The 12,897-nt window shown below is 49.5% G+C and carries 9 protein-coding genes and 2 rRNA genes; 6 read left to right on the top strand and 5 right to left on the bottom strand.

Going from position 1 to position 12,897, the window contains the following annotated elements:
- A 23S ribosomal RNA gene (locus BUF15_RS22695) occupies positions 1-243 on the top strand; the annotation flags it as partial.
- Positions 244-410: 167 nt separating this feature from the next.
- A 5S ribosomal RNA gene (gene rrf, locus BUF15_RS22690) occupies positions 411-527 on the top strand.
- A gap of 173 nt (positions 528-700) precedes the next feature.
- Here the strand turns inward: rrf and BUF15_RS22685 are convergent.
- Positions 701-1,126: a TraR/DksA C4-type zinc finger protein gene (locus BUF15_RS22685; RefSeq protein WP_200802457.1), complete on the bottom strand. Its 426-nt coding sequence runs from the start codon at positions 1,124-1,126 to the stop codon at positions 701-703.
- Between the two features lie 393 nt (positions 1,127-1,519).
- Between BUF15_RS22685 and BUF15_RS22680 the strand changes: the two genes are divergently transcribed.
- The 3 genes from BUF15_RS22680 (at position 1,520) to BUF15_RS22670 (ending at position 4,800) form a co-directional block, all read left to right on the top strand.
- Positions 1,520-2,536, top strand: a complete 1,017-nt coding sequence (locus tag BUF15_RS22680) for a bifunctional UDP-N-acetylglucosamine diphosphorylase/glucosamine-1-phosphate N-acetyltransferase GlmU (protein ID WP_073616085.1) — start codon at positions 1,520-1,522, stop codon at positions 2,534-2,536.
- Positions 2,537-2,873: 337 nt separating this feature from the next.
- The gene (locus tag BUF15_RS22675) at positions 2,874-4,163 is read left to right on the top strand and encodes an IMP cyclohydrolase (RefSeq protein WP_073616083.1); all 1,290 of its coding nucleotides are present in this window, start codon (positions 2,874-2,876) and stop codon (positions 4,161-4,163) included.
- A gap of 190 nt (positions 4,164-4,353) precedes the next feature.
- Positions 4,354-4,800 (top strand): diacylglycerol kinase, encoded by a 447-nt coding sequence (locus BUF15_RS22670; RefSeq protein ID WP_200802456.1) that lies wholly within the window; start codon positions 4,354-4,356, stop codon positions 4,798-4,800.
- Positions 4,801-4,827: 27 nt separating this feature from the next.
- Here BUF15_RS22670 and BUF15_RS22665 read toward each other — a convergent pair whose 3' ends face one another.
- The 3 genes from BUF15_RS22665 to BUF15_RS22650 form a co-directional block, all read right to left on the bottom strand.
- A complete protein-coding gene (locus tag BUF15_RS22665; RefSeq protein WP_073616081.1) occupies positions 4,828-5,784 on the bottom strand; it encodes a Gfo/Idh/MocA family protein in 957 nt (318 codons plus the stop codon).
- A gap of 279 nt (positions 5,785-6,063) precedes the next feature.
- Positions 6,064-7,062: a polyprenyl synthetase family protein gene (locus BUF15_RS22655; RefSeq protein ID WP_073616077.1), complete on the bottom strand. Its 999-nt coding sequence runs from the start codon at positions 7,060-7,062 to the stop codon at positions 6,064-6,066.
- Positions 7,063-7,147: 85 nt separating this feature from the next.
- The gene (locus BUF15_RS22650) at positions 7,148-9,115 is read right to left on the bottom strand and encodes a DNA repair helicase YoaA (protein WP_073616075.1); all 1,968 of its coding nucleotides are present in this window, start codon (positions 9,113-9,115) and stop codon (positions 7,148-7,150) included.
- A gap of 516 nt (positions 9,116-9,631) precedes the next feature.
- Between BUF15_RS22650 and BUF15_RS22645 the strand changes: the two genes are divergently transcribed.
- Positions 9,632-11,479 carry a response regulator gene (locus tag BUF15_RS22645; RefSeq protein ID WP_073616073.1) on the top strand — a complete coding sequence of 616 codons (1,848 nt, stop codon included), beginning with the start codon at positions 9,632-9,634 and terminating at the stop codon, positions 11,477-11,479.
- Here the strand turns inward: BUF15_RS22645 and BUF15_RS22640 are convergent.
- Positions 11,465-12,871 (bottom strand): MFS transporter, encoded by a 1,407-nt coding sequence (locus tag BUF15_RS22640; protein WP_073616071.1) that lies wholly within the window; start codon positions 12,869-12,871, stop codon positions 11,465-11,467. The genes BUF15_RS22645 and BUF15_RS22640 overlap by 15 nt on opposite strands.
- Between the last annotated feature and the right edge of the window lie 26 nt (positions 12,872-12,897).

Raw genomic sequence — 12,897 nt, 5'->3', positions numbered from 1 at the left:
AGAGGACCGGGGTGGACGAACCTATGGTGTGCCAGTTGTTCCGCCAGGGGCATTGCTGGGTAGCTAAGTTCGGCAGGGATAACCGCTGAAAGCATCTAAGCGGGAAGCCCACTCCAAGATGAGATTTCCCATGGCATTAGCCATCTCAAGGCTCGTTGTAGACTACAACGTTGATAGGTCGGGTGTGGAAGCGTGGTAACACGTGGAGCTTACCGATACTAATAAGCCGTGCGGCTTATCCACATTTTTTTGATTAACACTGACTACTGATTACTCTACTATTCGATTATCTTTTTTATTGATAGTGAGGAGTTAGGTGATAGGAGTAAGGAGTGTACAGTTTGGCGCCTCCGGCGCGAAACTAAAGTCCCCTTCCCCCTCACCCCTTACACCTCACAGCCGAAAGATTTTTCGGCGGTCATAGCGAAGAGGATCCACCCGTTCCCATTCCGAACACGGAAGTTAAGCTCTTCAGCGCCGATGGTACTGCATGGGAAGCCGTGTGGGAGAGTAGGTCACCGCCGATTCTTTATACAAACGCCCCGATCAGAGTAATCTGATCGGGGCGTTTTGTTTTTCAGTCCAAAGGCGTGAAGGACAACAAGTGATATGGGCTATCTTTGCGCCCAAAGCGTCAAGTTTTATCCACCTTACCAAGCCATTTTAAAATGTTACCCTTGTCACCTCTCCTCTTCTTCACTCAAACATACAAATCCTGCATGCTTCTATGTGGCAATCGCTCATAGCGCTCCTGCACTTCAACACACATGGTTGCGACCGGTCTAGCCAACAATCTTCTCAGCCCGATCTCTTCACCGGTAATTTCACAATAGCCATACTCCCCTTCTGCTATTCGGCTCAGTGAATAGTCAATCTGCCTTAGCAAGCGGTTCTGATGATTTCTCGTCTGAAAATCAACTGTCATTTCCGTATTGGCGCTACTTTGATCAATAGGATCAGGTTTGCGTATATCAACCTCTTTGAGGGTCTGGATAAAATTTCTGGATGAGGCAATCAACTCGGACCTCCACATCATGAGATGAACTCTGAAATACTCTAGTTGATTACTATTCATGTATTCTTCATCTTCAGTGGGACGATACTGTTCAATGGTTCGTAAGATCATTTCCATCTCCTACCCTAATTGTTTGTGTGAAGACTTCTATACCTCGCCTTGAAAGTTCATGGATTCCCGTTGGGATAGGTATCATCTACCCTGCTCTTTTTAGTTTAGCGTTATCGAACAATTATTTAATTTGTCATTTCTTGTTAGCCGTAACCCTGCCTTCCTAGAAGTACCACTAGTCATTCATTTTGATTCCTCAGCATTTTCAATGTCCCTAGAACCACTTGCCTCTCTGCACATACGGTAATAGAAGATAAAATTACACAGATCAAACCATCTAATATCATTGAAGATGCCTGAAGAGTTCTTGCGGAAAATCGTATCTCTTCGTATATATCTATCCCTGAAAACTCAGCAACATTCCATTTCAACCACCCAAAGCGAGGAACATAGATGACCAGCAATCCGCAACTCTCCGTTATCGTACTGGCAGCCGGCAAAGGCACCAGAATGAAATCCGGCAAAGCCAAGGTCCTGCATGAGGTGTTTTTTGCTCCTATGCTCCATCACGTACTTCAGGCTATCGCTCCTCTTTCCCCTGAGAGAACGGTGGTTATCGTTGGCCACCAGCGTGAAGCTGTTGAAAAGTCTGTTGCACCTTATTCAGTCATCACGGTGACCCAGGAAGAACAACTCGGAACCGGCCACGCCGTAGCCATTGCTGAACATGCAATTCCTGGAACAACAGACACGGTTATGGTCCTTTGCGGTGACACTCCACTTATTCGACCGGAAACACTACAGGAAATGTACGCCACGCACCGCAATAGCGGTGCCGATTTGACGGTGATGACCACCCTTCTCGACAATCCAACCAATTATGGTCGAATCATTACCGACAAAAACAACCTCGTGTTGGGTATCGTTGAAGAAAAGGATGCTTCCATAGAGCAGAAAGCTATCCAGGAAATCAATGCAGGTATCTACTGTGTCGATAAACAGTTTCTCTTTACCGCACTGGCGCAGGTAGACACCAATAACAGTCAAGGTGAAGTATACCTAACTGATATTGTGGCCATTGCTGTTCGAGAGGCTCGGAAGGTCGAAAAATATGTCTGTCCGCGACCACAAGATGTGCTTGGTGTAAATTCCAGGGTTGAACTTGCCGAGGCCCACGGCCAGTTGCAGCAACGTAGAAATGTCGAAGTTATGCTGCAGGGCGTAACCATTCAATCACCAGAAACAGTCTCCATCTCATCTGCAGCGATCGTGGGGCGGGATAGTCTTATAAAAAGTGGCGTGCAAATTCATGGCACAACAATAGTCGGCAAAAAATGTGTCATTGGCAATGGCGCCATACTTACGAATTGTAAACTTGGCGACAACGTTGAGATTGGCCCGTATGCCGTTCTTCACGATTGTTCAATGCCTGATAAGACGATAGTTGCCCCTCACAGTACGACATTCTAGACGACTGTTTATCACTCGATTGCCAAAGAATATTGGCAATCGAGTCAAATACGGGTAAATTTATTTATTGCATCGTTTTTTCAATACAGCAGCCTCGTTGTCCACGGCATTCTCGTTAATCCATCCACGTTATGCACCATACGCTTAAGCGGCGCAGGCGCGTTTTCATTACTCGAATTCTTCAGTAACCCGACATCGTTTCAACGAGTGCTTCCAGCACGACCCAAACAAAACTTAAAGTCACTACCAGAAACACGCGGTCTGTTACTTACAGCAACAGCTACTACGAAACATTTCCTACTCTTTTCAGATTATTAACACCTATCCGGAGTCAGCCATGAGTGATTTGAAGAAAATGTACAGCACCATCCTGGGAGACCAGTTCCCGATGGAAATGACCATCACCTTTGGTGAGCAGAAACTCGTCTACAAAAAACGAACCTGGAAAATTTCCCAACCTGACGGGAGTGTCGATGAGCGCGGTGTTCGCTATGGAGAGAACCCTGATCAGGAGGCAGCTCTCTTTGAACTGGTCAACGGCAATCTTGTTCTCGGCGACTGCCATTATATCGAGCCAGGTAACGGACTGGTGTCGGCCATCGAGGTGGAGGATATGCTACAGGTCGGCAAGCATCCGGGCAAGATCAACCTCACCGATATAGATAACGGACTTAATATCCTCAAGTACCTGATGGATAAACCCGCCGCGGTTATCCTCAAACATAATAATCCCTGCGGGGCCGCCTATGGATCGACTCTAGCCGATGCCTTCAATCGTGCTAATCGAGCAGACCGTATTGCCGCCTTCGGTGGTGCAGTGGTCATGAGTCGTCCCTGCGATAAGGATACGGCTGAAATGCTTGCCAGCAATTATCTTGAAGTGGTGTGCGCCCCTGAATTTGAAGCTGGAACACTCGAAATCTTGAAAAAGAGCAAAAATTTACGAATTATTCGGATGAACCGTATCGATCGGCTAGCCGAATTCGAGAAATATCGTTTTGTTGATTTTAAGAGTCTTATCGATGGAGGCATCATTGTTCAACAGTCAGCAGTAAATTCCATTCGCTCAATACGAGATCTGAAACCTGCTACAGCTTCATGGCAAGGCAAGGAGTATCAATGTGATCGTGAGCCCACCCAACAGGAGATCGATGATATGATTTTCGGCTGGGCTATCGAGCATGGAGTCACTTCCAATTCTGTACTCTATGTGAAGGACGGCTGCACCGTCGGCATCGGAACCGGCGAGCAAGACCGCGTTGGCGTTGCAGAAATTGCGGTACACAAGGCCTATATCAAATATGCCGACATTCTCTGTTTTGACAAATACGGCATCCCGTATGCCGATCTTGAGCTGGCGATCACAAAGGGTGAGCGGAAAATGGCAGAGAAGGAAGAGATCGATGCCAAGGTTCAGGCTGACCGCGCCGGTCTACCCGGCTGCACCATGATCTCAGATGCTTTTTTCCCTTTCCGGGATGGTGCCGATGTAGGAATTAAAGAGGGAATTACTGCCATTCTCCAAGCAGGTGGCTCCATGCGAGACTTCGAGACCATCGAAGCCTGTAATGAAGCAGAGCCAAAAGTTGCCATGATGTATACAGGCCAGCGCTCTTTCAAACACTGAGTGTTTCATCATTTCTCAGAGCTCTATAACAGACAGGGCCACCTCGCAAGGTGGCCCTGTCTATTGAAACGGAGCATTGGATCACGTGGACGATGATCTTAGTTTCGCAAATTTACAAGGAAACCGAACCAGATTTTCATTGTCACACGCTGAGAGTTGGGCCATAATCTCCGAGCCATTAAAGGTGGCTATGTCATACAAGACACTGGCCGTCTCAACATTGGCGGTTATTAAATCCATATCAATTCTCGATCAGAACGACCACCAGATGAAATCAAATAAACGTGGTATATCCCGGATATTCTCGGCCTTCTTTTATTCCCTCGACGGCCTCATTTCCGGCTTCAAGTATGAAGAAGCTTTCCGCCAGGAGGCCATACTGTTCATACTGCTACTGCCGGTAATCTATTTCGTACCGGTATCCCTGGCCTTCAAACTTGCCCTTCTGGCTGCCAACGCTTTGGTGCTCATCGTAGAGTTACTCAATTCTGCCGTGGAGGCAGTGGTCGACATGGTCTCACCCGACTACCATGTTCTTGCGAAGCGGGCCAAAGATATGGGCAGCGCTGCTGTGCTCCTCAGCCTGTTTCTTGCCGGCGGCCTGTGGCTGACAGCCATCTATCAGGCATTCTGCTGACCTTTAGAGTGCATGGACATATAGCAATCACACATCGATCCAGCGATTTTCTGCTACCGATTGAAGACAGCAGTCGCACACCTTTACCGCATAGAGGCCATCCTCACCAGTGACCGGATTGTTCTGACCAGTCTCCAGAAATGAGGCCCAATCTTCAAGCAATGGCAGAATGGTTGGTACCTGCTCAAGTTGCTCCTGGAAAACGACGCTGCTATGGCGAATGGTCTTGGTAAAACAATGAATCTGATCGCCATGGAGCTGTCCCTCCTGGCAGATAAATTCATACCGGCCACTCCTGGCGTGCCCTACCTTACTGACATCAAGGGTCCCTAAAACCCCATTTTCAAATTCCAGCAAGACGATAACCAGGTCTTCCAGACAGCTGCTATGGACACAACGTGACGCCGCCATTACACGTCTGATCCGTAATCCGGTGATAACCTTTAAGGCATCGAAGACATGGACGGCGGTATGGATGATGACACCTGCCCCAGCTACTTCCGGGTCATCATGCCAGGCAAGAGTTGATGGTTCGATACGCTGATTGACCGCCAGGGAGTAGAGCCTTCCCAAGTGTGGCAGCTGCTTTTGCAATGAACCGATCACAGGATTATAACGAAGCGTCTGCCCTACGGTGAGCGGACAGCCTGCCTCCCTCATGACCCGGACAATCTCTTCCGCATCCCGGCCGTTCCCCGCCAAGGGCTTTTCCAGGAGTAAGGGTTTGCCATGCTCGGCACACAGTCTGGCAATATCCAAATTCAGCGAAGGTACCGTGACCGCCACCAGGGCATCGACATCAGGACTGGCAACAAGGTCACGCCAGTCAGGGAAATAGCAGGTCTCCCACTCTTTGGCCTGGTTAAACCCCTCTTCTGAGCGCCGGCTGATGCCGGTGAGAGCAAAGGTGTCAATATCGGTTATGATGTGATTGGCATAGCGGCTGCCATGCTTACCGGTACCTATCAGTCCAATTCTTTTCATCCGCAACTCCCAGAAGTATGGATGGCAGCTGGAAAGTCTTTCAGGCAAGTACCGTCCGAAAGAATATCACGTAACCAACTGTGCCCACGGTAAAAAGAAAAAATCCCAAAAGAGAGATCACCACGAAAAGTCGCACCATGGAAATCCTGCGCTTTTTTGCTCGCCCCTTTCCTGCCCGTGATTTCCTGGCTGTCTTTTTTCCGTTCGTCCTCTTCCACATACGGCAACCTGTTATCCGTCCTGCGTACTTTAGCAATAATTTTCGTCGCGACAATGCGCTTATTTGTGTCTATTCAACACATATCTCGTCAGTGCGAGAAGGGTCTGTTTGGCCGGATCGGTATCGGTTCCGGGAAAGCAGTCAAGTGATGCCACCGCATCCTGTACGGCGGCTTCAGCTTTTCTGCGAGTTGCATCATAGCCGTTATATTTGTCAATGAGCCCGCTCACCACCTGAAACTGTTCGGTTCGTAAAATCTGATCTTTGAGGATTTTTTCGAGCAGTTCACGATCAGACTGATCAGCACGCTCCAGTGTCTCAATCAACGGCAACGTCATTTTCCCTTCAGCCAGATCGTTGCCGACCCTTTTTCCGGTTTTTTTCTCGTCGCCGGTATAGTCGAGCAGATCGTCGATCATCTGGAAAGCACAGCCAAGCCCCACCCCATACGTGCGCAAAGCCTGTTGCTGCACTCGGGTTGCGCCACCAAAAAGCCCCCCAATCTCGCAGGAAGCGGCAATGAGCAGCCCAGTTTTTCCCATAATTGCTTCGGCATAATCCACCTTAGACAGATTTGTCTCTGAAGCGTTTCTCAGCTGCATGAATTCACCGTCTACCATTCCAGCAGTGGCCTGGCAAAACACACGGAGCCCATCGTTGCCGGTCATTTCTCCGACTATCTCCATGGAACGGGCATGCAGGAAGTCACCGGCCAGAATCGCTGCCACCAGACCGAACTGCCTGTTGACCGCCGGCCTGCCGCGTCTGGTCAGGGCATTGTCGATCACATCATCATGGAAAAGGGTGGCAGCATGCAGATACTCAAAGGCTTTTGCCAGCTCGTAAACTTTCTCATCATTGCTGCCGGCCAGTCGGGCACACAGCACGACCAACAATGGGCGGATACGTTTACCACCGTTAAAGAGGCCGTATTCAAGCACATCGGATAGCAGGGGGTCGAATTCAGGTCGCAGACGAGCCAGATCTTCCAGCATCACTGCATCTATCTTTTCCGCCTCGACCTTGACGGCCGCCATGAGTTGTTCTTTATCCGCCATTTTTCATCACATTATTGCAGGATTCGGTAAAAGCCATAGGACCAGCTTTTCGGCTGTAACCGATCAATTCCCAACGGCCGCTTTATCAATCAATTTCAGATGTACCATAAAAATCGCCAACAGAGTGCAACGACCGCACCACCGGTGACGGTGGCAGGCTTGCCCGAAATTTAAGGCCATAGCCTTTGGTGAAGAGCCGCACATCAAGAATGGCAATGACACCACTATCACCCGCCGCCCGCATCAACCGACCAACGCCCTGCCGCAAAGTCAGAATAGCACGCGGAACCTGAAAATCAAAAAAGGCATTGCCACCCTGTTCGGTCACAGCCTGGATGCGCGCCTGAATTACCGGGTCGCTGGGTACTTCGAAAGGCAGCTTATCGATTATGACGCAGCTGAGCGCTTCGCCCTGAACATCGACCCCTTCCCAGAAGCTGGCAACTGCCACAAGTACCGAGCCGCTATTTGCCCTGAACTTCTGAAGCAGGCTGTTTCTCGAACCATTTCCCTGGACAAAGACCGGATATTCCAGATGAGCCTCGAGATAGGCAGCCATACTTTCCATCCCGCGAAAACTCGTACAAAGCACCAGTCCCCTGCCACGGCTCAGCTGCAACAACTCCGCTGCCCTTCGACAGGAGATATGCTGATATGCCGGATCAGCAGGCTCGGGAAAACCCTTTTCCGGGATATAGATTAGGGTCCGCCGCTGATAATCAAACGGAGACGGCAGGCGAAGAAACTCAACACTCTCGTCAAGGCCCAGCCGCTGCTGAAAATAGCTGAAATCGCCGCCAGACGAAAGCGTCGCCGATGTCATGATACACCAGTCGACGCCAGAATACAGCGTTTTCCGTAAGTGATCCGCCACCTTCACCGGAGTAGCCGATAACGTAACTGATCGCTCTCGTCGTTCATACCAGTGCACATACCCATCAGTTTCGCCAGCATCGTTGGTAAGCGCAATCTCAAGAAGATTGTCCGCCAGTTCTAAAGCCCGCTTTTCCAGAGTACGCCAGCCTTCACCGAAACCGCTGCAGTCACCCAGATCTTTAGCAAGGCGTTTAATGCCGGTGGCGAGCAGATCAACTTCCTGATGCCAGCGGCTATACGAATAGTGGCGAACAAACTCGAGCAGGTGGAATTTCCCTGTCTGTACAGGAAAAAGGGAAGCAAACTCATCGGTCCGCTGCTTCAGACCCTTTGCCGAACCGACGATCCTGTCGTAACGGTTCGGATCAAGATCGGTCTCGGCCTGCCGTTCGATATCTGACACCAGGTCAATAAGCTGGTACTGGCTAAATCCTTTACCGAAAAAGGCGGTGGCGACATTTTCGATATGATGTGCCTCGTCAAAGATTACTCCTTCATAGCGCGGAAGTACCTCACCAAAGCCACCCTGTCGCAAAGCCAGGTCAGAGAAAAAGAGATGGTGATTAACTACCAGGAGCGAGGCTGAACCCGCTCTCTTTCGCAACTGATTGACAAAGCAACTGGTCGCCTCTGGGCAATCACTGCCAAGGCACTGGTTGGACTGGGCGGAAATTCGCGGCCACAATGAGGAGCGTTCAGGCAACGATTCAAGTTCGGCACGATCACCGCTTGTAGTATGCTCAAGCCACTTGCCGATCATACTGCAATCAGTATGATCTTCCTCACGAAACTGGCCGGAACCCTGATACTGAAACCAGCGATAGAGACAAAGATAATTTTGGCGACCTTTAATACACACTACAGGGATTTCTCTTCCGAGAACCCGGCTGATCAGCGGAACCTCCTTGTTCATAATCTGGTCCTGGAGATTCAGGGTGGCAGTGGAAACAACCACACGTCGACCTGAAAGCACAGCAGGAACAAGATAAGCAAGCGTCTTACCAATACCAGTTTCTGCCTCAATCACCAGTAATCGTGCCCCTTCTGCCGACACAGAATCGGTGTCTCCCGAGATCACTCCTGTAACAGCGGCAGCCATAGTCTGTTGACCGGAGCGCGGTTCATAGTTCTCAAGATAGCCTGCAAGGGGGCCTTCTGGCGAAAAAAAATTGGACATTCTTTATAACTGGATCAACAGTAAACTCGAAAGGCGGATAGAGCCGTTACGATAGTAAGTGAGCGTGTATAACAAGCTGAACATGAATGTAACATCATATATCTACATAACAATATCAAATGATGCACTTTGCTTTTCTTACAATCACCACCCAAAAAACAATATGGAGAAAATACTAACTACTCCCCCGGAAGAAACATTTTACATACCCTCAATGGGTGGATTGTATTTCAAAAAATTGGAGTTGAGTATACAATAGAAATGCATACACGAGTAGACCAATTTCACAGGCAATACTTCCCTTGTGCGCTCCGGCCGTACTGCAGTTACGGCGGTAACTGATCCGAGGCAGCACAAGACCGGCACTACGATTATGTTAAACATGCTCATGGCTGCCAAAATAGATCCAGCCCCCGGGACATCTGCATCCTACCCGTAAAACCGGAAAGCGTGTTATTACCAGCTCGATTTTTTTTGTCCGAAACAGCTATTTTCACGCCCACCTCAGGCAGGCATATGGTTGAATTGCTCAACGCCTCAGATAATGAACCGTTATTAGCCTCGGCAGAATTGCTCGATAAAGGCGAAGCGGTGGTTATTGTCGATGACTCCCCCGAAGTGGTCTTGCTGCTCAATCGCTATCTTGAAAATCAGGGTTTCACCGTCTTTCAAGCCGGAAGTGCCGCCGAGCTGTATACTTTACTTGAGACCAGCCGCATCGCGCTGGTTCTTCTCGACATAGGGCTTCCCGACAGGGATGGTAATGAAGTACTCCATGATATCGTACCGAAATATCCCGATCTCGGAATTATCATGGTTACCGGCACCACCGATCTCTCCACGGCCCTGGACTGCCTCAGGCTGGGAGCCGATGACTATCTCACTAAGCCGGTCACCATCAAACAGTTCAGCCATATCGTCAGATCGACCCTGAAAAAACGCCGGCTGGCGATTGATAACCGTAAATTTCAAAGCGAACTCGAATCCACGAATTACCGGACCCAGTTTCTTCATGCCCTTAACCTGAAGATGAACTCGGTTTATCTCAGTACCGTAGAGCTGAAAGGTATACTACAGGCCATTCTAGTCGGGATCACCTCAGAAGAGGGATTGAAATTCAACCGGGCTTTTCTTGCCCTCTACAACGAAGAAACCCAAATGCTTGAAGGCCGCCTGGCTATCGGTCCTGCCACCCGTGAGGACGCCAGTAGAGTTTGGGAATCGATTAAGCAGAAAGACCTGCACCTTCAGGACATCATCACCCATGTTCAGTCCTCAGAATCTGAAGGAGACGTAGCCATTAACCGAGTTGCCCGTCAGCTGAATATCCCCATCACCGAAAGCAATCATGTTCTGGTGGCAGCCGGCCGTAAGCGACAGAGCATCATGGTCGTGGATGGTTACGGGTACGGGTATGATGTACCGGAGCAATTGCTGCGTACACTTGACCATGACACTTTCATCGTCGTGCCCCTCTACTCTCCCAGCAAATCACTGGGAGTGATCATCGTCGACAATTTTGTCACGAGAAAGAAAATCAGTCAGGAAGATATCCTGACCCTGGAAATCTTTGCTAGTCAGGCGAGTCTTGCCATAGAGCACAGTCATCTCTATGAGGATATGCGACTGAAAATCAGGGAATTGGAGCTTGTTACCCAGGAGCTGGAGAGAAGTAAAGATCTGCTGGTGGCTTCAGAACGATACTCTGCCGTCGGCCATATGTCGGCTCAATTGGTACACGTTATCCGCAACCCGATCACCTCCATCGGGGGGACAGCCCGCTTACTTGCCAAGAAAACAGACGACGATTATATCGCCAGCTTTTTGAATATCATCACCCGGGAGGCGGCAAAGATCGAGTCGACCCTTGAGGATCTGTTCAGTTTCGTGGAAGATAGCGAATTGAGCCCTGCCGACCATCAACTCTACCCGTTGATCCGACGCAGCGTGATGATCTTCTACGCCACCATGAAAAATGCCAACATTACGTATCAGCTAGATCTACCAGGAGAAAGTCCGATAATGCATGTTGACGCTACTAAAATGCGACAGGTCTTTCTCCACCTAGTGAAAAACGGTATTGAGGCTATGCCCAACGGCGGCACACTCAAAGTCAGCTGCCAGGAAAAAGAACATACTATTGAGATCAGCATCAACGATACCGGCTCCGGCATCAGCGATAACAACCTCCGGATGGCAGCCGATCCTTTTTTCACCACGAAAACATATGGCACCGGCATGGGTCTCACCCTTGTACAGAAAATTACCGAGATGCATGATGCCACTTTTGCCCTTCAGCACAATGAAGGTGGCGGCATGACCGCAATCGTCAAACTGCCCAAAAGTCGTCTAGCGGCCCCGTGACCAGGAGATCAAACAACCACAGAACAGAAGAAGAAGTGCAATGGCCAGGGTAGAGCGTTGTGCGAATAGAAAAGCATCGCCATAGTCGTGAGTGAAGTGCAGTACACTCTTTCCACTGGTCAAGCGACCATAGAGAAGCGAAAAAGTTGTCCCCGCCAATGCCGTTCCGCTCAGCATCCCGAAATTTCTTGCTGTTGCCAGGATACCTGAAGTAATCCCTGCATAGGAGTCCTGAACTTTGCTGAGCACTGATGCGCTGTTTGGTGAAAGAAAAACAGACTGACCTGCGCCAAGCAATGTCAGCCGCCAGCAGACACCAAAAAACGAAGAATCGCCATCAAGCAGAAGAAGACATAGAACCGCAACTGTGCTTATCAGCAACCCAACTGTAGAAATCACTCGGGCACTGCCCAACCGGTCATACAACCAACCAGACATAGGGGACATGACCACCAGACTCACCGGAAGGGCCATCATGACCAGGCCAATTCTTCTGGGAGAATATTGAAGAATATAATCAAGATAGAACGGTAGCAGAATAAGTACAATAAAAAGTGCACCAAATGAAATGCCCGCTGTCGCGACACCGGTCCAATAATAGCGTCTTCGTACCAGCACCAGCGGTAGTATCGGTGCTTCGGCTCTCTTTTCGACCTTGAAAAACAGATAGAGCAAAAAAATGATCGCTAGAATCATCACGATATTGAAATACCAATGGGGAAGAGTACCGTTGGCCAACAGGACAAACGCCACGACAAACCCAACCCACAGTAGCCCGCCCTGCCAGTCGAATTTCTGGTGATGCAATTCCTCGCGTTTGCGCAGATCGGGCAGGAGATAGAGACTTCCTAAAAGAGCCGCCATGGCAGCAAGAGGGACTGGAACCAGAAAAACCCCACGCCAGCTGGTCACTGAGAGGATAAATCCGCTTATCAGTGGTCCGGTCATGAGGCCACACGATGTCGCCACACCAACAAAACCGAGTGTTTTCCCAAGATGTTCACGCGGACTGACAAACTTTAAGATTGCAGGTCCGGTGGCCATCATCATGGCAGCACCAACTGCCTGCACCGCCCTGGCAATTATTAATAATGAGAATAGCGTGCTTACAGCACAGACAACAGCCCCGCATGCAAAAACAACCATGCCGGTGATATAGACCCTGCCTTTACCAAACTCGTCGCCAATCCGTCCCCAGAAGACAAGAGAAAAGGTGATCACCATCAGGTAAATAAGGACCACCAGCTTGACTTCACCTATCCCCACTTCGAAACTGCGCATTATTTCGGGGAGTGCAACATTGACCATACTGCTGTCCATGGTCGACAGCAGCACGCCGCAGGCGATCAGCAATGCATAGAAACGACTCTTGGTCAGTGGTGCTTTATCCATAATGATATTGAATCACAAGCGATCAG

It is taken from the genome of Desulfopila aestuarii DSM 18488, from assembly GCF_900143695.1.
In the GTDB taxonomy this organism is placed as follows: domain Bacteria; phylum Desulfobacterota; class Desulfobulbia; order Desulfobulbales; family Desulfocapsaceae; genus Desulfopila; species Desulfopila aestuarii.
This window is presented reverse-complemented; position numbering and strand designations above follow the sequence as displayed.

What these genes read in the sequence shown, in the direction of transcription:
- BUF15_RS22680 (WP_073616085.1), top strand. Translation starts at nt 1,520, where the DNA reads ATGACCAGCAATCCGCAACTCTCCGTTATCGTACTGGCAGCCGGCAAA.
- BUF15_RS22670 (WP_200802456.1), top strand. Translation starts at nt 4,354, where the DNA reads ATGTCATACAAGACACTGGCCGTCTCAACATTGGCGGTTATTAAATCC.
- BUF15_RS22655 (WP_073616077.1), bottom strand. Translation starts at nt 7,062, where the DNA reads ATGGCGGATAAAGAACAACTCATGGCGGCCGTCAAGGTCGAGGCGGAA.
- BUF15_RS22685 (WP_200802457.1), bottom strand. Translation starts at nt 1,126, where the DNA reads ATGATCTTACGAACCATTGAACAGTATCGTCCCACTGAAGATGAAGAA.
- BUF15_RS22650 (WP_073616075.1), bottom strand. Translation starts at nt 9,115, where the DNA reads ATGTCCAATTTTTTTTCGCCAGAAGGCCCCCTTGCAGGCTATCTTGAG.
- BUF15_RS22675 (WP_073616083.1), top strand. Translation starts at nt 2,874, where the DNA reads ATGAGTGATTTGAAGAAAATGTACAGCACCATCCTGGGAGACCAGTTC.
- BUF15_RS22640 (WP_073616071.1), bottom strand. Translation starts at nt 12,871, where the DNA reads ATGGATAAAGCACCACTGACCAAGAGTCGTTTCTATGCATTGCTGATC.
- BUF15_RS22665 (WP_073616081.1), bottom strand. Translation starts at nt 5,784, where the DNA reads ATGAAAAGAATTGGACTGATAGGTACCGGTAAGCATGGCAGCCGCTAT.
- BUF15_RS22645 (WP_073616073.1), top strand. Translation starts at nt 9,632, where the DNA reads ATGGTTGAATTGCTCAACGCCTCAGATAATGAACCGTTATTAGCCTCG.